Origin of the sequence: Amycolatopsis sp. NPDC059235, assembly GCF_042754125.1 — a bacterium.
In the GTDB taxonomy this organism is placed as follows: domain Bacteria; phylum Actinomycetota; class Actinomycetes; order Mycobacteriales; family Pseudonocardiaceae; genus Amycolatopsis; species Amycolatopsis albidoflava.
In genome coordinates, this window is record NZ_JBHZAG010000125.1 from 1 (window position 1) to 20,335 (window position 20,335).

Below are 20,335 nucleotides of genomic sequence, written 5' to 3' on the forward strand. Positions count from 1 at the left end.
GCAGTTTTTGGTGGGACACCCACTCAATCACCCTAGAGGCGAGAGCTTGGTTCGTGTCCCGGCGGCCACCCGGTTTCCCTGGCGACTTGGAGAACATTACACGGCTCAAAACAGCCCTAAACAGGGGGGTACCTTAATACGATCTTCGCAGGTCAACCGGCCGAATAGGCCCTTGCGGCCCCTCTGGAGACCCGAGCGGCCGCGAGTCGGCGGCCCCGGTCCCGGCCGAATCCGGTGGCTTATCGGCTCGCGGATGCCGCAATCCGAAGGAACGGGTGGCGCGCTATCGGCGAATAGCGCTCCCCGATCCGGACCGGGCGACTGGCAAACGAAGCATCGAGCGCGGCGGTGGACGGAGATCGACCTACCGCACGCCGGCGGACAGGCCGCGGCCGAGTACGGCGTCGAGGCAGGGCAAGCAGCAGCACGACGCCGCCACGGCGGAGAAGCCGCGCGCAAGGCCGGAAGCAGAGGGAAGGCGACCGAAGCGCCAGCGAGACCGTTCCGCCGGAGGCATCCTGGTCGCCAAGTCGGTCCCGGATAGACCGACGCATGACCCAGGTCACCCGAACAGACGTGGAGGCGATGTCCGGTCCGGAGCAGTCAGCTTCGTTCTTTCCCCGACTGGCGGCCAAGCGCCGGTCGCCAGAGCACAGACGAACGAGAGGGAGCACCCGATGAAGTACCTGATCCTGGCGTACGGCAACCAGCAGGACTACGACCGCCTCGGCGGCAAGGACGGCACCGCTGCCCCCGCGGAACTGGCGGCGGTCGAGGAGTTCCTCGTCGGGTTCACCGGGGCGCTGGCCGAATCGGGAGAGCTGGTCGAGACGCAGGGGCTCACCGCTCCGCTGCTGGCCCGTCGCCTCGACCTGCGGGACGGGGTTCCGGTCGTCACCGACGGGCCGTTCGGCGAGACCGAGGAGGTGATCGCCGGGTACTGGATGGTCGACTGCGCCAGTTTCGACCGGGCGACCGACATCGCGGCGGGGCTGCTCACGGCGCCGGGCCGGTTGTCCGAGGCCGGAGTGGTGGTCCGGCCGGTGATGGGAGCCGAAAACGAGCTCTGACCTGGCAACTCAGCCGGGTCCAGGCGGAACCGACAGACCAAGGCGGCAGAGATGACCGACGAATCCGGGGCCACGGTCAACGACACCCTGCGCACCCTCGCGCCGCAGGTGCTGGGCGCGCTGGTCCGCCGCTACGGACGGTTCGACCCGGCCGAGGACGCCGTCCAGGAAGCCCTGCTCAAAGCCTCCCGGCAATGGCCGGAGACAGGCATCCCCGAGCGCCCCTTCGGCTGGTTGCTGCAGGTCGCGAGCCGGAAGCTGATCGATCTCCTCCGCGCGGAGCAGGCGAGGCGGGAGCGGGAGGTCCGAGCAGCCCGCGAGGAGGTCGGCGAACATCAAGGCGACGCCGACGACACGTTGATCCTGCTCCTGCTCTGCTGCCATCCGTCGCTGTCGACGGCGTCGCAGATCGCGCTCACGCTGCGGGCTGTCGGCGGGCTCACGACGGCGGAGATCGCGCGGGCGTTCCTCACCTCCGAGGACTCGATGACCCGCCGGATCTCCCGGGCCAAGCGGACCATCCAGGACAGCGGCGTCCCGTTCCGGTTGCCCCCGGAGGAGGCGCGGCGCAAGCGGCTCGCGGCAGTCCTGCACGTCCTCTACCTGATTTTCACCGAGGGCTACTCAGCGACGTCCGGGCCGGATTTGCACCGCGGCGATCTGGTCGCGGAGGCGATCCGGCTGGCGGAAATGACCGCCGCGCTGCTGCCCGACGACAGTGAGGCCGCAGGGCTGCTCGCGTTGATGCTGCTGACGGACGCCCGGTCGCCGGCACGAGTCACCGAGCACGGTGAGCTGGTTCCCCTGCACGAACAGGACCGGTCGCGGTGGAAGGCCGGCTCGATCCGGCGCGGGGTGGAGCTGGTGACGGCGGCGTTGCCGCGCGGGCCGGTCGGGCCGTACCAGCTGCAGGCGGCGATCGCGGCGGTCCATGACGAGGCGGCCACCGCGGAAGAGACCGACTGGCGGCAGATCGTCGGGCTTTACCGGCTGCTGCTCGAGGTTTCGGCGAGTCCGGTCGCGAAGGTGAGCCACGCCGTCGCGGCCGGGATGGCGGACGGGCCGGCAGCGGGGCTCGAACTGCTCGCCGAGCTGGACAACCGCGACCGGCGGTTTCACGCGGCGCGGGCACATCTTCTGGAAATGGCGGGCGACCGCGAAGCGGCTCGGAGCGAGTACCTGCGCGCGGCCGAACTCGCCACCAACATCCGCCAGGTGCGGTATCTCAACGCCTGCGCCCGGCGGCTCCCCGAAGGAGCTGGACATGACTGACGAGATCCGGCCGTATCGGCTCGAGATCCCGGAAGCGGACCTGGTCGATCTGCGGGAGCGGCTCGACCGGACGAAGTGGGCACCCGAACCGGTCGGCGGTGACCGCGGGTACGGCGTCAGCGTCGGCCGGGTGCGCGAGCTGGCCGAGCACTGGCGGAATCGCTACGACTGGCGGGCTTGGGAACGGCGGTTCAACGAGTATCCGCAGTTCACGACGACGATCGACGGCAGCACAGTCCACTTCCTGCACGCCCGTTCCCCGGAGCCGGACGCGATCCCGTTGATCCTCAGCCACGGCTGGCCCGGATCGGCCGCGGAGTATCTGGCCGCGATCGGGCCGTTGAGCAACCCCCGCGCGCACGGGCTTGATCCCTCGATCGCGTTCGACGTCGTGCTTCCGTCGCTGCCGGGGTTCGGATTCTCCGGACCGACGGCCGACACCGGTTGGGGTCCGCGGCGGATCGCACGAGCGTGGGCGGAGTTGATGCGCCGGCTCGGCTACGAGCGCTACGGGACGGCGGGCAACGACTGGGGTTCGGGGATCGCGCCGGAAGTCGGCCGGATCGCGCCGGAGCAGGTGATCGGCGCGCACGTGACGCAGACCTGGGACCCGCCGCCGGACGACGATCCACAGTGGATTGCCAACCTGTCCGAAAAGGACAAAGCCGCGTGGGACGCGTTCCACCACTACATCGCCCACGAAGCTTCCTACGGCGTCGTCCAGGCACAGCAGCCGCAGACCCTCGCGCACGCGCTGTCCGACTCGCCCGTCGGCCTGCTCGGCTGGAACGCGCAGGCGATGCACGACCACGGCCTCGACGCCGACGGCATCCTCACCCACGTCACGATCCACTGGCTGACCGGCACCGCCGGTTCGGCCATCCGGATCTATGCCGACGACGCCCGCGAGACGCCCGCCGAAGGCCGCAATCCCGTACCGCTCGGGGTCGCGCAGTTCCCCGGCGACCTGCCGTCGATCCGGGTGTTCACCGAACATCACCGGAACCTGGTGTCCTGGAACGAGTACGACCGCGGCGGTCACTACGCGGCGCAGGAGGTGCCGGACCTGTGGGCGGGCGACGTCCGGCAGTTCTTCGCGAAACTGCGCTAAAAGAACATTGCTCCGACTACATTGCACCTTATTGCACTGAGAAATCGCCCCGATTAGCGTCGGGGACATGCAGACAGTTCTTCTCCCCTCCGGCGCCCGGATCGCCTACGACGACCTGGGTCCGCAGCCGAAGATCCCGGTGCTTCTCGTGCACGGGCACCCGTTCGACCGGTCCATGTGGGGTCCGCAGGCTGAGCACCTCGCGCGGAACGGCCACCGCGTCGTGGTGCCTGACCTGCGGGGATACGGCGACAGCACCGGTCCGGCGGTCAGCGGGCTCGAGGACTTCGCCGAGGATCTGATCGGGCTGGCGGATCACCTCGGTCTGGGCCGCTTCGTGCTGGGCGGGCTGTCGATGGGCGGGCAGATCGTGATGCAGACCGTCCGGGACTACCCGGAGCGGATCGCCGCCCTGCTGCTCGCCGACACGTTCGCCGAGCCCGAAACCGCCGAAGGAAAGGTGGTCCGCAACCAGGCCGCGGACCGGGTGCTCGCGGAAGGCATGACCGCGTACGCCGACGAGCTGCTGCCGAAGATGGTGTCGCCCGGCACGCTCAGCTCAAAGACCGAAGTGGCCGCACACGTCCGAAAGATGATGCGCGACGCACCGGCGACCGGCGCGGCGGCAGCGCTCCGAGCCCGGGCGAAGCGACCGGACTACCGCGATTCCCTCAAGCAGGTCAGCGTGCCGACGCTGGTCGCCGTCGGCAGCGAGGACGAGTTCACGCCGGTCGCCGACGCGCAGCTGCTGCACCGCCTCGTAGCCGGCTCGGAGCTGGCGGTGCTCGACGGCGCGGGACACCTGCCTAACCTGGAACTCGCGGCCGAGTTCAACGACGTGTTCGGCCGCTTCCTGGACCAGGTCCGGCCGGACCACGCAGAAGAACGGTGACGCACTCCATGAAGACCGTATTGGTGACCGGCGCGAGCGCCGGATTCGGTGCCGCGATCACGCGCCGGTTCGCAGCGGAAGGCGCGCGGGTCGTCGCCGCAGCCCGCACCGGCGACCGGCTGAAGACCCTCGCGGACGAACTCGGCGACGCGGTTTACCCGCTGGTGCTGGACGTCCGTGACGCGGCCGCAGTCGCGGACGTCGTCGCAGGGCTGCCCGAGGAGTGGGCGAAGATCGACATCCTGGTCAACAACGCCGGCCTCGCGAAAGGTCTCGAACCCGCGCACGAGGCAAAACTGGACGACTGGGACCAGATGATCGAAACCAACGTGACCGGCCTCGTCCACCTGACCCGCGCGGTACTGCCCGGCATGGTCGAACGCGGCGCCGGCCACGTAATCAACATCGGCTCCGTAGCAGGCAGCTACGCCTACCCCGGCGCGAACGTCTACGGCGCGACCAAGGCCTTCGTCCACCAGTTCAGCCTCAACCTGCGCTCCGACCTGCGCGGCACCGGTGTCCGCGTAACGAACGTCGAACCAGGCCTGGTAGGCGGCACAGAATTCTCCACCGTCCGCTTCGGCGGCGACCAGGACAAGGCAGCAGGCGTCTACGCCGGCACCACCCCCCTGACCGCAGACGACGTCGCCGAATCAGTCTTCTGGGCAAGCTCCCAGCCAAAACACGTGAACATCAACGTCATCGAACTAATGCCAGTAGTACAAACCTTCTCCGCCCTGAACATCGACCGCGAAAACTGACCAACCGCAGCCGACGCACCCAACGATCGAGGCACCCACACCGCCCCCAACCCCGATACGAAGCCTCCTCTGCGGTTCGGGGGTGCTTGTCAAGGCATCTTTCCCGCCTTGACAAGCACCCCCGAACCGTCAGCACAATAAAACTTCGGGGTGGTGGCCCCCACTCAGGGGGCAATGTCGCCGCCAGGCGACGAGCAGAATCACCCAGGCGCAAACCTCTCCAACCCAAACAACTCAAACAACGCCTGCTGCCGCCCAGTCCGATCAGACAAAATCCGCCGAGTCCGCGGCCGCCCCCCAGTAGACCGATGCCGCAGCAAGGTCTCCCCAATCCCCCGCAACTGATCCAGCAACTCAGCCACCGAAAGGTTCATCCCAGCCCGATCCGCCTCCCGCCGCATCAGGTGCGTAACCGTCGCAGCGAGCACAGACACCAACGCATGCACCGAAATCCGATGCGAAGTCCACTCCCACCGAGGCGAAGGCCCAGCCACCGCAGACCCGGTCAACCACCGAAACGTCGACTCAAGATAAGTCCGAGCCCGATAAGCGGTGACCACCTCAGCAACGGGCCAATCCCGATCAGTAACCAAAATCTGCTTCCCGAAGAACTCCTCCGCCAACCGAGCGACCGCGGCATCGTCAACCCGCCGCTCCAACCGCAACTCCCCAGCACGATTGCCAGTAAGAGCAGTATTCAACACCCGCTCCACCCGCCGCCCCCGAATGATCCGGGACATCTCGGCGTGCACCTGAGTCCGGTCCCCCCGATGAGTACCGGCCTCAAGCGCAGCCGCTAACCCGTCAAGCTCCCGCACCGTAGTGCTCAATTCACTGGTGAACGCCCGATACTGCGCCGCGTGCAGCGTCGCGGAGTGGAGGAGGATGACGCGTCGGCGGGCACCGTCCACAGTCGCCACAGTGTCGAACGCAGTCAGCCCGGCAAACCGCTCCGGATCCACCCGTCGTCGCACCGACGCAGGCCGCGCGAGCAACTCCGGATGATCCGCCAACGGAAGCGACCCGACAAACCCGGTCCGCGCGCCGAGGTCGAGCTGCGCGGCCTGGCCGGAGTGGAAGACCAACGTGTGCCGCTCCCCCAACTCGACGGCCAGCGCGCCAAACGTAGGAGCCTTCTCCCGCCGATAAACCCGAGAAGCCAACGGAATCGCCCCATCCCGCGTGACGACCAGCCCCAACCCGGCAAGCACGTCCTGGCAAGCCGACGGCAGCGTGCAATCCGCAGCGGTAAACGCGGCGAACTGCGCGACGTCGACCGCCAGCGCCTCTGTGCCGTCGTCGCCCAGCAGTTCCAGAACCGCTTCGGCGACAACGGTTTCCACAGCCGCGATCCGCTCCGGGGTCAGCCGCTGCAACGCCCGCCAATGACTGGCCGTCGTAATCGACCCCTTAGCCGGCCGAGGCCGGACAAGATCCTGCGCCAGACACCCGGTCCACCACTCCTCGAACTCCGTCTCCGGTGCGGTAGCCCGATGCAACACGGCAAGCGCGACGTGGAGACCGAGCGTCGGCCGAGCACGCTGCGGCCCCGCCACGGAGTCCACCCGCCGAACAAGATCGAGCCGCTGCAACGTCCCCCACACGGCGGAAACATCCCCGAACGACCGATGCCGCGCGCCAGCCGCCTCCGGACCCCCGCCGGCCACCGCCGCGGCGATGTCCTCGGCCGTCCCGAGATACCGCTGGCCGACCACGCGCGGCTTGCCGTCGACGCGCGCCGACTCGGCGAGGTAGTAGTACGTCCGCCCGCCGATGCGCTTCCCGATCACTGACGCCACCCTTTAGGTAATACCGGCGCGGGCGACCGTCCACAAGCCCGCAACCTGCGCTAATGATCACCCTGGACCGGTCGCGCGCGCCGTGGCGGGCTAAGAGCTGGCTGGTCGCGGCGGCCGGGTCCTAGCGTGGCGGGAATGGAGCCCGAAGCTGGCGTGACCACGCCCACCCCGTCGGCCATGCGCCGTGCGCTCGCCCGGGCGCGAGACGGGAAGACGCTCGACGTCGCCGAGGCGGCCGTGCTGCTGCACGCCCGCGGCGACGACCTCAAGACTTTGTCCGACCACGCCTCCCGCATCCGCGACGCGGGCCTCGAAGAAGCCGGTCGCGCGGGGATCATCACCTACAGCCGCAAGGTGTTCATCCCGCTCACCCGGCTGTGCCGGGACCGGTGCGGCTACTGCACGTTCGTCACCGTCCCCGGCAGGCTCGAATCGCCGTTCCTGTCCCCGGACGAGGTGCTCGACATCGCTCGCAAGGGCGCCGAGATGGGCTGTAAGGAAGCCCTGTTCACCCTCGGCGACCGGCCGGAGGACCGATGGAAGGCCGCGCGCGACTGGCTGGACGCGCACGGCTACGACGACACGCTGTCCTACGTCCGCGCGATGGCGATCCGGGTGCTCGAGGAGACCGGTCTGCTGCCGCACCTCAACCCCGGTGTCATGTCCTGGCAGGACTTCCAGCGGCTCAAGCCGGTCGCGCCGTCGATGGGCATGATGCTGGAGACCACCGCGCGCCGGCTGTGGAGCGAGAAGGGCGGGCCGCACTACGGTTCGCCGGACAAGGATCCCGAGGTCCGGCTGCGCGTGCTGGAGGACGCGGGGCGCAGCTCGGTCCCGTTCACCACCGGCGTGCTGATCGGGATCGGCGAGACGCACGAGGAACGCGCCGACGCGCTGTTCGCGATCCGCAAGACGGCGCGCGAGTACGGCGGCATCCAGGAAGTCATCGTGCAGAACTTCCGGGCCAAGCCGGACACGAAGATGCGCGCGACCCCGGACGCCGACCTCGAAGAACTGGCCGCGAACATCGCCGTCGCCCGGCTGGTGCTGGGCCCGCGGATGCGCATCCAGGCGCCGCCGAACCTCATCGGCGACCAGTACGACCTGATGATCCGCGCGGGCATCGACGACTGGGGCGGCGTCTCGCCGCTCACGCCGGACCATGTGAACCCCGAACGCGCGTGGCCGCAGATCGACCTGCTCGCCCGCCAGACCGAGAAGGCCGGGTACGCCCTGCGCGAGCGGCTGACCATCTACCCGGAGTACGTGAAGCGCGGCCAGCCGTGGCTCGACCCGCGCGTCACGCGGCACGTCGCGGCACTGGTCGACGGGGAAACCGGGCTCGCCCGCGAAGGCGCGATGCCGGTCGGTATCCCGTGGCAGGAGCCGGACGGCGGCTGGCAGGAATCCGGCCGCACCGACCTGCACACCGAGATCGACACGACCGGCCGCACCGAGGACCGGCGAGGCGACTTCGATTCGGTCTACGGCGACTGGAAAGAAATCGGCCGGAAGATCAAGACCGGGCCGCAGCGGTTCAACACCGACATCCGGGATGCGTTGCGCAGCGCGGAAAAAGACCCCGCCGGGCTCTCCGACGACGCCGCGCTGGCCCTGCTGCACGCCGACGGGCCGGAGCTGGACGCACTCACGAAACTGGCCGACGACCTGCGACGCGAGGTCGTCGGGGACGACATCACCTTCGTCGTCACGCGGAACATCAACTTCACCAACGTCTGCTACACCGGTTGCCGCTTCTGCGCCTTCGCGCAGCGAAAGACCGACGCCGACGCGTACACGCTCTCGCTGGAGCAGGTCGGCGACCGCGTCGACGAGGCGTGGGCCGCGGGCGCGACCGAGATCTGCATGCAGGGCGGGATCCATCCGGACCTGCCGGGCACCGCGTACTTCGACCTGGCGGCCGAGGTGAAGCGGCGGCAGCCGGACATGCACCTGCACTCGTTCAGCCCGATGGAGGTCGTGAACGGCGCGTCGCGGACGAATCTGTCCATTCGCGACTGGCTGGTGCGCGCGAAGGAGTCCGGAGTGGACTCGCTGCCGGGCACCGCGGCGGAAATCCTCGACGACGACGTCCGGTGGGTGCTCACCAAGGGCAAGCTGCCGACGGACGCGTGGATCGAGGTGGTCACCACCGCGCACGACGTCGGGCTGCCGACCACGGCGACGATGATGTACGGCCACGTGGACAACCCGAGCCACTGGGTCGGGCACCTGAAGCTGCTGGCCAAACTGCAGCGCGAGGGCGTGGAACGCAACGGGCGGCGCGGGTTCAGCGAGTTCGTGCTGCTGCCGTTCATCCACCAGAGCTCGCCGATCTACCTGGCCGGGCTCGCCCGCGCGGGCACGACGCTGCGCGAGAACCGGGCGGTGCACGCACTGTCGCGGCTGCTGTTGCACGGCACCTTCGACAACATCCAGAGTTCCTGGGTGAAGCTCGGCGAGGAGGGCAGCCGGGCGGTGCTGCAGGGCGGCGTCAACGACATCGGCGGCACGCTGATGGAGGAGACGATCAGCCGGATGGCGGGCGCGGCGAACGGGTCGTACAAGACGATCAGCGACATGCGCGCGATGGTCGAGCCGCTCGGGCGTCCGCTGCGGCAGCGGACCACGTCGTACGGAACGCCGACGGACGAGCGAATCGCCGCGGCGAACGAGTCCGACGGGGTCGCGACGGCGGTGCGGAAGCCGTTGCTGCCGCTGCTCACGCCGTGATCAACCGGTGCGGTGCAGCCGCCACAGGGCGATAGCCAGCTGCAACCGCAACCGGCCCGCGGGATCGCGCACTGGCCAGCCGAGTAGGTGTTCGGCGTGGGCCAGGCGCTCCTGCAGGGTCGAATGGTGCACTACCAGCGTGTTCGCGGCGGCACGCAGGCTCGGAGCGCCCGCTACGGCGACCAGCGTGGGCAAGACCCACGGAGCCGTCGTGCGGGCGTGCTCCAGGCTGGTGACGTCCGCGACCGGCTTGGTGCCCGGTCCGACCGCGTCGGCGAGCACGGCCAGGCCGCCAAGGTCGGCATAGTCCACAACGGACGGCCCGGGGTCTTCTTCGGTTGCGGTGAAACGGAAAGCCGTCCGGGCTTGCTCGCCGGAGACCGGCAGGTCGACCAGATTTACCACCGTTCCCAGCCCGACCCTCGCGTCTTCCGGCGGAGTCCACTGTGGAGGAACGACCAGCGGTACCGCGTCGGCCACGACAGCCCTCGCGGTCGTACCAAGCCCAAGGCGATGTGCCGCGCGGAGCCGGGTCCGCTCGTCCGCCGACGCATCGAGCACCACTTCGACCGACGCCGGATCGACGACTCGGCCGCGTGTGCGGTCCAGCACTGCCCGCGCCGCTGCGGACGCGCGCTCCAGCACCATGGCGTCCACCGGACTCGCCGGACCAGGCCGTTCCAGCCACAGCGCGACCGGCCCGTCCGGACGCACCGAAGCCGACGGCCATTCCGGATCGGGCGGTTCGGCCGACGACACGACGCGCCCGTCCGGTTCGACGCGGACGCGCACCCGGCGTTCGTCGTCGGCCAGCCGCGCGGGACAACCGGCCAGCACCGCCGCCCCGCGCACGATCGGCTCCAGCCCAGCGCGGCCCTCGACCAGCCGGTCGAAGTACGCGATGACCTTGACCGTCTCGGCCGCGCCGGGATCGAGCGCGCTCAGATGCGTGACCAACTCCCTCATCGGTCCATCATCGCTTGTCCGGTTCAGCCGAGCAGCCGCCGGAGCCACGGCGTCCGCTCCGCGCGGGCCTGCTGCGACAGCGCCGCCTGCGGGGCCGAGCCGTCGAAGCCGTGGAAGGCGCCGGGCCAGACGTGCAGTTCCGCCTGCACCCCGGCCAGCCACAGCTGGTTCGCGTAAGCGATGACCTCGTCGCGGAAGGTCTCGGTGCTCCCGACGTCGAGGAATGCGGGCGGGAGGCCGGACAGGTCCTCGGCGCGTGCGGGCGCGGCGTACGGCGAGACGTCCGGACCGCCCCGCGCGTCGCCAAGCAGCGCCGTCCAGCCGACGTTGTTCGCGGCGCGGTCCCAGCTGCCCATCTCGGCCATCTGGATCGCCGACGGAGAGTCGTTGCGGTCGTCGAGCATCGGGTACACCAGCAGCTGGCCGAGCAGTTCCGGGCCGCCTCGGTCCCTGGCGAGCAGCGCCGTTCCCGCCGCGAGACCGCCGCCCGCACTCGCCCCGCCGATCACGACACGGGAGGCGTCGAAGCCGTACTCGGCGGCGTGCTTGACCGTCCATTCGAGGCCGGCGTAGCAGTCCTCGACCGGTGCCGGATGCGGGTGTTCGGGCGCGACGCGATAGTCGACGCAGACGAAGCCGAGGCCCAGTTCGGTCGCGTACTCCTTGAGGAAGTGCAGGTCGCCGCCCTTGTGACCGCCGATGATCATCCCGCCGCCGTGCAGCCAATAGAGCACCGGGACGTCGACCGCCCCGGCCGGCCGCGCGACGATCAGCGGGATCGGGCCGCGCGGCCCCTCGGCGTCCACTTCGGACACTTCGAGGGCACCGTCGGCGGTGATCTCGTCCAGCGAGATCTGCCGCGTCGCCGCCGCCGCGCGCACCGCCGGGATCGACTCGAGCGTCTTGATCGGCGGCCGCTCGGCCGCGAGCACCTCGAGCGCGGCGGCGAGCTCGGGGTCGAACGGGAGCGGCGGGTAGGCGGTCATCGCGGGGGCCTCCAGTGGCTCGGTTGCTGAACCTCATCCTCGCCGCCCGGGAGCCGGAAGCGGACAGCCGGGCGGCGGGAATCTCCCGCCGGATGGCGGGGTCAGCGGGTCAGGCTGATCGCGTTCTTCGCCCGCTCGACGGATTCCTCGGACGCGGGCCCCGCCGGGTTTTCCGTGGCCAGCGCCTGGTTCAGCTCGACGAACGGGCGCATGCGGGTCTCGTAGTCTTCTCCGGAGTCCGCCAGGAGGTACGCGCCGACCAGGGCGAGGCTCGTGCCCTGTCCGGAGAGCACGGACGCGCAGTACCCGGCGTCGCCGACTAGCGCGACCCGGCCGGTAGTCCAGCGGTCGAGGTGGATCTGGAGCATGGCGTCGAAGAAGAAGGTCTCGGCGTCCGCCATGGCTTTGACCAGGTCCGGCACCGGGCCGCCGACCTCGCGCAAGCGTTCGGCGACGAGCTTCTTCTGCTCCGCGACGTCCCGGATCTCGCGGTACTCCGGCTCGCCGAAGCCGAGCGTCACCCGGATCTCCTCGTTGCCCGGCACCGGGTAGACCGCGCCGCCGACGCCCTCGCCCTGGAACCAGATCTGCCAGTCTTCGAGGCCGACAGTGTTGGCTGCCGGGAAGATCGCCAGGTACTGCCCGAGGTAGCGGCGGTACCGGTCCTCCGGGCCGAACGCGAGCCGCCGGACCGCCGAGTGCGCGCCGTCCGCGCCGACGATCAGGTCGAACGTGTGCGGCTCAGCCTTCGCGAACTCGACCCGGCCGGACTCGGCGTCGAGCGCGGTGATCTCGTCGCCGAAGCGGTACTCGACGTCGGCGGCGTTGTGCAGCAGCTCGACCAGGTCGTCGCGGAGGATCTCGATGTCCGCGCTGTCGAGCCGGCCGCTGCTGTAGGTGCGCTCTTCCGACCGGAACACCTCGTTGCCGGACGCGTCGAGCATCGACATCCCGCGCATCCGCGTCCGTGCCGCGCGGACCTGTTCCCCCAGGCCCATCCGCTCGATGACCTCCAGCGCGACGCCGCGGATGTCAATCGCCTGACCCCCGCTGCGCAGCCCGTTCGCGCGCTCGACGACCGTCACGTCGTAGCCGTTGCGACGCAGCCAGTAGGCCGACGCGCACCCCGCGACTCCCGCGCCGCAAACCAGTGCTTCAGGCATGTCCTCACCCCTCAGTACGGTGCATCATTACCCTGATGAACCTGCCGTGACCTGGACTCTGCCGCCAAAACTGACCTAGTACAGTTGCCCTGCTGACCTAGTACAGACAGGACGCCGGATGCCGACCGAACCGCCGTACCTCCGCATCGCTGCTGCCCTCCGCGAGGAGATCTCGCAGTTGCCGCCGGGCGCGAAGGTGCCTTCGACGCGTCAGCTGGCTTCGGCGCATGGCGTCGCGAACGCCACCGCGGCCAAAGCGCTCGACGTACTGCGTCGCGAAGGCGTGATCCGCGCCGAACCCCGATCAGGTCACATTGTCGCTGGCCAGCACACCGCAGCCGACCCAAAGCGGCCAGTGTTGACCCGGGATCGGTTGGTGCGCGCGGCAATCGCGATCGCCGACGCGGAGGGCGTGGCGGCGTTGTCGATGCGCGGGCTGGCCGCGCGGCTGGGCGTTCCGGCGATGGCTCCGTACCGCTATCTGTCTGGAAAGGACGAACTGGTTTTCCTGATGGCGGACCACGTTTACGGCGAAGTCGGTTATCCGGCCCGGGAACCGGAGGGGTGGCGGGCGCAGCTGGAGCTGTCGGCGCGGACGCTGTGGTCAGTGCACCGGCGACATCCTTGGCTGGCGCATCTCGTGCCGCTTACCCGGCCGTGGCCGTTGCCGAATCTGGCCGCGCACAACGAACGCGCGCTGGCCGCGTTGTCGGTGTTCGGGCTCAACGCGGCTGATCTGTGCGATCTGAATGTGTTGTTCTACAACCATATTCAGGGCACGGCGATCCATCTGGAACGCGAGCGGCACGCGATGGGCGCGACGGGGATCACCGAGGATGAGTGGATGCAGACGCAGGCGCGGGGGTATGCGGCGTTGACCGGGTCAGGGCGGTATCCGGTGCTGGCGCGGATGGTGGGGGATCTCGCCGAGGGGTACGACCTGGATCTGGACCATGTTTTCGAGATCGGGCTGCAGGCGCTGCTGGACGGGCTGGCTGTGCGTTATCCGGTTGGCGGCGAGGTTTTCGGGAGCCTGGCGTGAACCGCATCCGCCTGATCCCCCGAGCTCGGCGAGGTACTGGGCGGCACCGCACTGGATGTCTTCGCATTCAGGGCAGACGCACAGCAATGCTCTCGGCGAACTCGTTGCCCGGCTAAGCGGTGAGCTTCAAAATGTCGATCCCACGCTTGTTATCCGCCACGTACGCGTACCCGTCGTGCCAGTACGGAGCCCACGAAGCCGCGTCCGCTGGCCGGAAGTACGCGATCTGCGTCGGGTTCGACGGGTCGCTCACGTCCAGGAACCGGGTCCCCTGCGCGTAAAACGACTGCACCAGCACATGCCCGCGAATGTCGAAATAGTGCGCCGAGCAGTCGTCCGACACCGGGTCGCTGCCTTCCTGCCCGGCGACGCCCCAGGTGCCGATACTGCGCATCCGGAACGGCTTCTCCGGCGTGGAGCGCCAGCCTTCGCCCTGGTACGAGCCGTCCAGCGAGGAAATCGTCAGCACGCCGTCGCCCGCGCAGCCGGGGAGGAAGCTTTCCTCGGTGGCGTACACCAAGTCATGACCGCGCCAGGCGCCGTCGTCGCGTGCGCCGACCGGGTGGAAGCTGTTGTGCATGAACTTCGACGGCGCAGCGGTTTCCGACACCCCGCCGCCCGCGTACGGCACCGGCTTGAGCGCGGTCGCCCAGCGGTAGCGGTTCTGCACCGGGTCGTGGTGGAGACCGGACGTCCAGTAGCCGCGCACGCCGCCCGCGCCGGACACCCACGCGACGCCCATCTTGTCGACCTGCACGTCGTGCACGTAGTCGGTTTTGCCGTCGTTGCGGGCGAGTTCGATCGGGTCCGGGTACACCTTCGGATTGCGCGGGTTGCGCACGTCGGTGACCCAGATCGGCCGGCCGCCCCAGTCCGCCGGCTGGTTGTCGGCCTTCGCCGGGCCGCCGGTCCAGAGGTAGCGGCAGTCGTCGACGCAGCTGGTGGTGTGGCCCGCCGGGACCTTGACGTAGCTGAGGATTTCCGGCTTCTCCGGATGCGCGACGTCGACCACGTAGATCCCGGACTCGCCGGTGTGCGTGTTGCCCTTGAACGCGCGCGGGTCGCGGGAGAGGAACACGAGCTTGCGCTTCGCGTCGACCTCGGTGTCCTCGGTCTCCCACAGCCCGGGCAGGCTCAGCTCGCCGATCGCGCGCGGCTTCGCCGGATTGTCCGTGAGGTCGTAGACCTTCAGGCCGAACTGGCCGGACACGACCATCACGTCGCGTTTGCCGTAGCTGAGGAAGTTCGCCGAAATGGCTCCTTGCGCGTCGGGCACGTTGCCGACCGGCTGCACGCCCTTGATCGCGCCCGGGTCGCCCAGCGAGTGTTTCGCCTCGGTGACCGGCTTGTCGTCCTCGCAGGCCGCGGCGGGCAATCCCGTGGCGACCAGTGTCGCCGCCGCCGTCGCCATCGCCAGTCCGGAACGAAACCACCAACGGCGCACGCGAAACCTCCCGGAGACCCCAGTGTGACTGAAGTACTTTAAGACGGTCCCTAACCGGACACAACCGCCTTTAGTGGCTTTCCACCTGGTAGTAAGTCAGCATGCGATCGCGTCTGCTGGTCCCGCTCACGCTCGCCGCCCTCGTCGCGGCCGGTCTCGCCGGCTGTTCGTCGTCGGCCGAACCCGCCCAGCCCGGCGTCGTCTCGGTCGGCCTCGGCGAACCCGGCACCCTGTTGCCCGCCGACGTCACCGATCCGTCCGGCCGGCTCGTCACCGGCGCGCTGTGGACTCCGCTCGCCGATTACGATCCGGCCAGCGGAAAAGCCACCCCGCGCGCGGCCGAATCGATCAGCAGCGCGGACCGCGTGACGTGGACGGTGCGGTTGCGGCCGGGGAAGTTCCACGACGGCACGCCGGTCACCGCTCAGTCCTATGTGGACACCTGGAAGGCGATCGCGGTTCATCACTGGGCCAGCACCCCGGTGCTCACGAAGTCGCTGCGGGCCAAGGAAATCACCGCGGTCGACCCGGCGCAGCTGCGGATCGTGCTCGACCGGCCGTCGAATCAGGTGCCAGCGTGGCTGTCCGCGCCCGGCCTGGTTCCGCTGCCCGCGTCAGTCCTGAAATCGCGCGACTGGAACGGGTTCGCCCGCCATCCGATCGGCAACGGACCGCTGCGGCTGGACGGAGACTGGCAGTCCGGCTCCGGCGGCAAGCTCGTCCGGGTCGCCGCGGATCCGGGGCGGGCCAAGGAGATCAATCTGCGCGTCGGCAATCCGGCGGAGCAGTACGACGAGGTCAAGGAGGGCAAGCTCGACGTCGCCACGTCCGTCCCCGGCGACCGGCACGAAGCGATGCACGCCGATTTCGCCGACCGGCACGCGATGTGGGCGCTCCCCCGCGCCGGTTACCTGGTGTTTTCCACTGAAGCAACACGATTCGCCGACCCGACGGTGCGGCACGCCTTCGCACTCGGCACCGACCGCGGCGCACTGGAATCCGGACCGCTCGCGCACCAAGCGGACGCGGCCAAAGGATTGCTGCCGCCCGCGGTCGCGCCCGGCGAACGGTCCGGGAGCTGCCGTCCGTGCACTTTCGACGGTCCAGCCGCCAAATCCCTGTTGAACCAAGCCGGATTCACCGGCGACGCCGCGGTGTACTACGACAGCTTCGACGGCACGTGGCCGCAGGCATTGGCCGACGGTTTGTCGAAGAGCTTGGGAATCTCGGTCACCGCGCAGCGAAAAGCCACCGGAGGCAAGCCGACCGGGCCGTCCGCGCTGGAGGTCAAGGCGGTGTCGCCGAGCCCGTCCGACATCCTCCACGCTCTCGCGGACGCCGCCGGTTACACCGATGCCGGATTCGCCGCCGACCTCGACTCCGCCGAAACCACCGCGTCACCGGAAGAATCCGCGCAGCTGTTCCGGGTCGCGGAGAACGAAGCCCTTCGCGACCTCCCAGCGATTCCACTGTGGACTGGACACGGGCACGCCGTCTGGTCCGCCCGGATCCACGACGCGGTGACGACACCGTTCGCCGGAATCGACCTGACTCGGCTGCGTGACTAAACCCGGGCGTGCCGCGCCAGCACCTCGCCGAACGCCGCCGTCAACGGATCCGGTTCGCTGCGTCCATAAGCGACCAACTCGCGTCGAATCGGCTTGCCAGGGCGCAAAACCCGGCCGCTGAACTCCGCGGGCAGCACGTTCGCCGGAACCAGCGCGGGCCCCAATCCGGCCGCCGCGAGCAACGGTGCGGCGGCGGTCTGCTCCGTGCGCACGGCAGGCCGCGGCCGGAAGCCCGCTTCCGCGCAGGCAGTGTCGAGAAGCTCCGCTAAGCCGTGCCCAGGCGCGTAATGCACCCAGGCGCAGACGGCAAGATCGGCCAACTCGACCGTACCGTCCGAAGTGGACTCCCTTGCGCCGTCGGCGGGGAGCACCACCACGAACTCCTCGGTACCCAGCGACCGCACCGGCCCTGTCCAGTCTGCTGGACGCGGACCGATCGCGAGGTCCGCTTCTCCGGCCAGCATCGCGTCGCGCAGTTCGTCGGCGTGGCGGTATTCGAAAAGCCGAACGTCGACGTCCGGCCGCTCGCGGCGCCACACCCGGAGCGCGGGCGGGAGCACACCGAGACTCACCGAGTAGACCGTCGCGATCAGCAGCTCTCCGGCAACTTGGCCAGAAGCCTGTCGCGCGGCGCACCGGGCGCGTTCGGCGTCGGCGAGCGCGGCGCGGGCGTGCGGCAGCATCGCGCGGCCCATCGGCGTGAGCCGGACCGCGCGCGGCAGCCGTTCCAGCAGCGGCCCGCCGACGCTGTGCTCCAGCGCCCGCATCTGGTGCGAAAGCGCGGGCTGCGTCACGTGCAGCTGCTCGGCGGCCCGGGTGAACGAACCGGTGTCCACCACCGTGACCAGGTACTCGAGCTGCCGCAGACTTGTCATAAGCACAGTTTATCGAAGCCGTGAGAAGTAAGCCTTGGATTTATCTTCTCGGCGCGGTCAGGATCGAAGACATGAGCAGCACACGCGTGGCCCTCGTGGCCGGGGCCAACGGGATCATCGGCCGGAAACTCATCTCTCACCTGCGGACTCTCGACGGCTGGGAGGTGCTCGGGCTCTCCCGGCGCGGCGGGCCGGGCGGCCTGGCCGTCGACCTGCTCGACCCGGCGGGTACCCGGGCGGCGCTGGCCGGCGTCGGCGCGACGCACCTGTTCTACGCGGCCTACCAAGACCGGCCCACGTGGGCGGAACTCGTGCCGCCGAACGTGGCGATGCTGGAGAACCTGGTGAACGGCCTCGACGAAGGCCCGCTGGAGCACGTCAGCCTGATGCAGGGCTACAAGGTCTACGGCGCGCACCTCGGCCCGTTCAAGACTCCCGCCCGCGAGGCCGACGCCGGACAGCACATGCCGCCGGAGTTCAACGTGGACCAGCAAAAGTTCCTGGAACGCCGGGCCGGAGCCGGGGGCTGGTCGTGGTCGGCGATCCGGCCGTCCGTGGTCGGCGGGACGACGCTGGGCAACCCGATGAACCTCGCGCTCGTGATCGCGGTCTACGCCTCGATCTCGAAGGAACTCGGCCTGCCGCTGCGGTTTCCCGGCAAGCCCGGCGCGTACGACAGCCTGCTGGAGATGACTGACGCACAGTTGCTCGCCGAAGGCACAGTGTGGGCGGCGACGTCGAGCCGCAACGAAGCGTTCAACATCGCCAACGGTGACCTCTTCCGCTGGCGAGAGCTGTGGCCGAAGCTAGCCGCGTACTTCGACCTTGAAGTCGCTCCGCCGCTACAGCTGCCGCTGACCACGGTGATGGCCGACAAGGAACCACTGTGGACCGAGATGGCGGCGAAGCACGGTCTCACCGCTTCGTACGCCGACGTCTCTTCGTGGGCCTTCGGCGACTTCGTGTTCTCGTGGGACTACGACATGTTCGCGGACACGTCGAAGTCACGCCGCGCCGGTTTCCATTCCTATGTGGACACTGAGCAGATGTTCTACCGGTTGTTCGACGAGCTCCGCCGCGACCACGTCATCCCCGGCCGATGAACGGCATCGTGGTGGCGGTGATGGTGAGGAACTGGACGTTGGCGTCCAGCGGCAGCCCCGCCATGTAGAGCACCGCGTCGGCGACGTGGCCCGCGTCGAAGGTCGGCTCGGCCAGGAGCCGTCCGTCGGCCTGCGGGATGCCCGCGGCCATCCGCTCGGTCATCTCGGTGGCCGCGTTGCCGATGTCGATCTGTCCGCACGCGACATTCCAGGCGCGGCCGTCGAGCGAAATCGACCGGGTGAGGCCGGTGACCGCGTGCTTGGTGGCGGTGTAGGCGATGCTCGCGGGACGCGGCGCGTGCGCGGAGATCGAGCCGTTGTTGATGATCCGGCCGCCACGGGGATCCTGGTCGCGCATCAACCGCACGGCCTGCTGCGCGCACAGGAACATGCCGGTGAGGTTCGTGTCGACAGTGCGCCGCCAGTCCTCGACGGACAGATCGGCGATGGTTCCGCCGAGCGACACTCCGGCGTTGTTCACCAGCAGGTCCAATCGGCCCCACTCGCTGCGCACCGTCGAGAAAAGCGCCTCCACCGAAGCGGGATCGGCGACGTCGGCGGACACGACCAGCGCGTTCGCGTCCGATCCGGCCGTCTCGCGCAGGGCGTCCTCGCGACGCCCGGCGAGCGCGACCCGATACCCGGCGCCGAGCAGGGCTTCGGCGATCCGGCGGCCCAGCCCGGAACCTGCCCCGGTGACCACAGCGGTCTTCTCCGACCCAGTCTTCTCCTGCACGCGGCCTCCTCAAAAGTCCGTTCGCCCGCACGTTGCCATATCGCGGCACACTGGGTGCATGGGACCACGTGACACTCTGCTCGCCGGTTTCGCCAAGCAGCTGGGCCATCCGCGGGGCCGGGCCGGACAGGCTGTTGTCCGGCTGCTCAACAACGTCAACCGCGGCCCGGTCACCGGAGCGGTCGACGCGCTGGAGATCCGGCGCGGCGAAACCGCGCTGGACCTCGGTTTCGGCGGTGGGCTGGGTCTCGACCTGCTGCTGCGGGCCACCGAGGGCGGCACCGTCCACGGCGCGGAAATCTCCGAAACGGCGCTGGCCCGCGCGCGGCGGGCGTTCCCGAAGAACCTCGCCGCCGGACGGCTGGTGCTGCACCAAGCCGGAATGGCCGAGCTTCCGCTGGAAGACGGGACGATCGACGCGGCACTGACCGTCAACACCGTCTACTTCATTCCCGATCTGGCGCCCGCCTTCGCGGAAGTCGCGCGGGTGCTCTCCGGCGGCGGCCGGTTCGTGGTCGGCCTCGGAGATCCCGAGATGATGCGCGAGATGCCGTTCACCAGCCACGGGTTCCGGCTGCGCCCGCCGGAAGAGATCGAGAAGGCGCTCGCCGACGCGGGGCTGGAACTCCGCCGCCACGATCGCCTCGGCGACGGGCCGCGCGCGTTCCATCTGCTGGTCGCCGGACGCTGAAAAGGGCGGGTTCCCGCTTCCGCAGAAGTCCGTGAAGGGCTCCTTGAGGGAATCTGATTCCCTCAAGGAGCCCTTCACGGACCATTGTCCTTTGAGCGCGCTACCCCAGTCGGGAACCCGCCC

Annotated in this window: 17 protein-coding genes; 10 read left to right on the forward strand and 7 right to left on the reverse strand. The window is 69.3% G+C overall.

The window, feature by feature from the left end; translation table 11 throughout:
• Positions 1–677 precede the first annotated feature (677 nt).
• The 5 genes from ACFXI3_RS43185 to ACFXI3_RS43205 all read left to right on the forward strand — a co-directional run bounded on the left by ACFXI3_RS43185 (position 678) and on the right by ACFXI3_RS43205 (position 5,106).
• Positions 678–1,070 carry a YciI family protein gene (locus ACFXI3_RS43185; protein ID WP_378407692.1) on the forward strand — a complete coding sequence of 131 codons (393 nt, stop codon included), beginning with the start codon at positions 678–680 and terminating at the stop codon, positions 1,068–1,070.
• Positions 1,071–1,121: 51 nt separating this feature from the next.
• Entirely contained in the window at positions 1,122–2,342 is a 1,221-nt protein-coding gene (locus tag ACFXI3_RS43190; RefSeq protein WP_378407694.1) for an RNA polymerase sigma factor, read from the forward strand.
• Positions 2,335–3,453 carry an epoxide hydrolase family protein gene (locus tag ACFXI3_RS43195; RefSeq protein ID WP_378407696.1) on the forward strand — a complete coding sequence of 373 codons (1,119 nt, stop codon included), beginning with the start codon at positions 2,335–2,337 and terminating at the stop codon, positions 3,451–3,453. Before ACFXI3_RS43190 ends, ACFXI3_RS43195 begins: the two co-directional genes overlap by 8 nt.
• 67 nt (positions 3,454–3,520) lie before the next feature.
• A complete protein-coding gene (locus ACFXI3_RS43200) occupies positions 3,521–4,345 on the forward strand; it encodes an alpha/beta fold hydrolase (protein WP_378407698.1) in 825 nt (274 codons plus the stop codon).
• 8 nt (positions 4,346–4,353) lie between these two features.
• On the forward strand, positions 4,354–5,106 hold the full coding sequence (locus tag ACFXI3_RS43205) for an SDR family NAD(P)-dependent oxidoreductase (protein ID WP_378407700.1): 753 nt from the start codon (positions 4,354–4,356) through the stop codon (positions 5,104–5,106).
• Between the two features lie 200 nt (positions 5,107–5,306).
• Here the strand turns inward: ACFXI3_RS43205 and ACFXI3_RS43210 are convergent, their stop codons facing one another.
• Entirely contained in the window at positions 5,307–6,896 is a 1,590-nt protein-coding gene (locus ACFXI3_RS43210) for a transposase (protein ID WP_378407702.1), read from the reverse strand.
• 144 nt (positions 6,897–7,040) lie between these two features.
• On the opposite strand from ACFXI3_RS43210, the gene ACFXI3_RS43215 reads away from it, so the two are divergent.
• The gene (locus tag ACFXI3_RS43215; protein WP_378407704.1) at positions 7,041–9,638 is read left to right on the forward strand and encodes a bifunctional FO biosynthesis protein CofGH; all 2,598 of its coding nucleotides are present in this window, start codon (positions 7,041–7,043) and stop codon (positions 9,636–9,638) included.
• On the opposite strand, the gene ACFXI3_RS43220 is transcribed toward ACFXI3_RS43215, so the two are convergent.
• From ACFXI3_RS43220 to ACFXI3_RS43230, 3 genes are all read right to left on the reverse strand, one after another.
• Complete coding sequence (locus tag ACFXI3_RS43220) at positions 9,639–10,604, reverse strand: helix-turn-helix domain-containing protein (RefSeq protein WP_378407706.1); 966 nt, start codon at positions 10,602–10,604, stop codon at positions 9,639–9,641. It lies immediately after the preceding gene.
• Between the two features lie 23 nt (positions 10,605–10,627).
• Positions 10,628–11,590, reverse strand: a complete 963-nt coding sequence (locus tag ACFXI3_RS43225) for an alpha/beta hydrolase fold domain-containing protein (protein ID WP_378407708.1) — start codon at positions 11,588–11,590, stop codon at positions 10,628–10,630.
• Between the two features lie 101 nt (positions 11,591–11,691).
• A complete protein-coding gene (locus ACFXI3_RS43230; protein ID WP_378407710.1) occupies positions 11,692–12,753 on the reverse strand; it encodes an FAD-dependent oxidoreductase in 1,062 nt (353 codons plus the stop codon).
• A gap of 118 nt (positions 12,754–12,871) precedes the next feature.
• Here ACFXI3_RS43230 and ACFXI3_RS43235 point away from each other — a divergent pair, with 118 nt between their 5' ends.
• Positions 12,872–13,795 (forward strand): TetR/AcrR family transcriptional regulator C-terminal domain-containing protein, encoded by a 924-nt coding sequence (locus ACFXI3_RS43235; protein WP_378407712.1) that lies wholly within the window; start codon positions 12,872–12,874, stop codon positions 13,793–13,795.
• A 112-nt stretch (positions 13,796–13,907) separates the two neighbouring features.
• On the opposite strand, the gene ACFXI3_RS43240 is transcribed toward ACFXI3_RS43235, so the two are convergent.
• Positions 13,908–15,206, reverse strand: a complete 1,299-nt coding sequence (locus ACFXI3_RS43240) for an LVIVD repeat-containing protein (protein ID WP_378407724.1) — start codon at positions 15,204–15,206, stop codon at positions 13,908–13,910.
• A gap of 134 nt (positions 15,207–15,340) precedes the next feature.
• Here ACFXI3_RS43240 and ACFXI3_RS43245 point away from each other — a divergent pair, with 134 nt between their 5' ends.
• A complete protein-coding gene (locus ACFXI3_RS43245; protein WP_378407714.1) occupies positions 15,341–16,807 on the forward strand; it encodes an ABC transporter substrate-binding protein in 1,467 nt (488 codons plus the stop codon).
• Here the strand turns inward: ACFXI3_RS43245 and ACFXI3_RS43250 are convergent.
• The gene (locus tag ACFXI3_RS43250; protein ID WP_378407716.1) at positions 16,804–17,682 is read right to left on the reverse strand and encodes a LysR substrate-binding domain-containing protein; all 879 of its coding nucleotides are present in this window, start codon (positions 17,680–17,682) and stop codon (positions 16,804–16,806) included. The genes ACFXI3_RS43245 and ACFXI3_RS43250 overlap by 4 nt on opposite strands.
• A 71-nt stretch (positions 17,683–17,753) precedes the next feature.
• Between ACFXI3_RS43250 and ACFXI3_RS43255 the strand changes: the two genes are divergently transcribed.
• On the forward strand, positions 17,754–18,785 hold the full coding sequence (locus ACFXI3_RS43255) for an SDR family oxidoreductase (RefSeq protein ID WP_378407718.1): 1,032 nt from the start codon (positions 17,754–17,756) through the stop codon (positions 18,783–18,785).
• Here the strand turns inward: ACFXI3_RS43255 and ACFXI3_RS43260 are convergent.
• Positions 18,769–19,521, reverse strand: a complete 753-nt coding sequence (locus ACFXI3_RS43260; RefSeq protein ID WP_378407720.1) for an SDR family oxidoreductase — start codon at positions 19,519–19,521, stop codon at positions 18,769–18,771. The genes ACFXI3_RS43255 and ACFXI3_RS43260 overlap by 17 nt on opposite strands.
• 58 nt (positions 19,522–19,579) lie before the next feature.
• On the opposite strand from ACFXI3_RS43260, the gene ACFXI3_RS43265 reads away from it, so the two are divergent.
• A complete protein-coding gene (locus ACFXI3_RS43265) occupies positions 19,580–20,212 on the forward strand; it encodes a class I SAM-dependent methyltransferase (protein WP_378407722.1) in 633 nt (210 codons plus the stop codon).
• Positions 20,213–20,335 lie beyond the last annotated feature (123 nt).

Excerpts from the sequence above, each read along its gene's own strand:
- ACFXI3_RS43185 (WP_378407692.1), top strand. The coding sequence starts at position 678 with ATGAAGTACCTGATCCTGGCGTACGGCAACCAGCAGGACTACGACCGC.
- ACFXI3_RS43190 (WP_378407694.1), top strand. The coding sequence starts at position 1,122 with ATGACCGACGAATCCGGGGCCACGGTCAACGACACCCTGCGCACCCTC.
- ACFXI3_RS43195 (WP_378407696.1), top strand. The coding sequence starts at position 2,335 with ATGACTGACGAGATCCGGCCGTATCGGCTCGAGATCCCGGAAGCGGAC.
- ACFXI3_RS43200 (WP_378407698.1), top strand. The coding sequence starts at position 3,521 with ATGCAGACAGTTCTTCTCCCCTCCGGCGCCCGGATCGCCTACGACGAC.
- ACFXI3_RS43205 (WP_378407700.1), top strand. The coding sequence starts at position 4,354 with ATGAAGACCGTATTGGTGACCGGCGCGAGCGCCGGATTCGGTGCCGCG.
- ACFXI3_RS43215 (WP_378407704.1), top strand. The coding sequence starts at position 7,041 with ATGGAGCCCGAAGCTGGCGTGACCACGCCCACCCCGTCGGCCATGCGC.
- ACFXI3_RS43220 (WP_378407706.1), bottom strand. The coding sequence starts at position 10,604 with ATGAGGGAGTTGGTCACGCATCTGAGCGCGCTCGATCCCGGCGCGGCC.
- ACFXI3_RS43225 (WP_378407708.1), bottom strand. The coding sequence starts at position 11,590 with ATGACCGCCTACCCGCCGCTCCCGTTCGACCCCGAGCTCGCCGCCGCG.
- ACFXI3_RS43230 (WP_378407710.1), bottom strand. The coding sequence starts at position 12,753 with ATGCCTGAAGCACTGGTTTGCGGCGCGGGAGTCGCGGGGTGCGCGTCG.
- ACFXI3_RS43235 (WP_378407712.1), top strand. The coding sequence starts at position 12,872 with ATGCCGACCGAACCGCCGTACCTCCGCATCGCTGCTGCCCTCCGCGAG.
- ACFXI3_RS43240 (WP_378407724.1), bottom strand. The coding sequence starts at position 15,206 with ATGGCGACGGCGGCGGCGACACTGGTCGCCACGGGATTGCCCGCCGCG.
- ACFXI3_RS43245 (WP_378407714.1), top strand. The coding sequence starts at position 15,341 with ATGCGATCGCGTCTGCTGGTCCCGCTCACGCTCGCCGCCCTCGTCGCG.
- ACFXI3_RS43250 (WP_378407716.1), bottom strand. The coding sequence starts at position 17,682 with ATGACAAGTCTGCGGCAGCTCGAGTACCTGGTCACGGTGGTGGACACC.
- ACFXI3_RS43255 (WP_378407718.1), top strand. The coding sequence starts at position 17,754 with ATGAGCAGCACACGCGTGGCCCTCGTGGCCGGGGCCAACGGGATCATC.
- ACFXI3_RS43265 (WP_378407722.1), top strand. The coding sequence starts at position 19,580 with ATGGGACCACGTGACACTCTGCTCGCCGGTTTCGCCAAGCAGCTGGGC.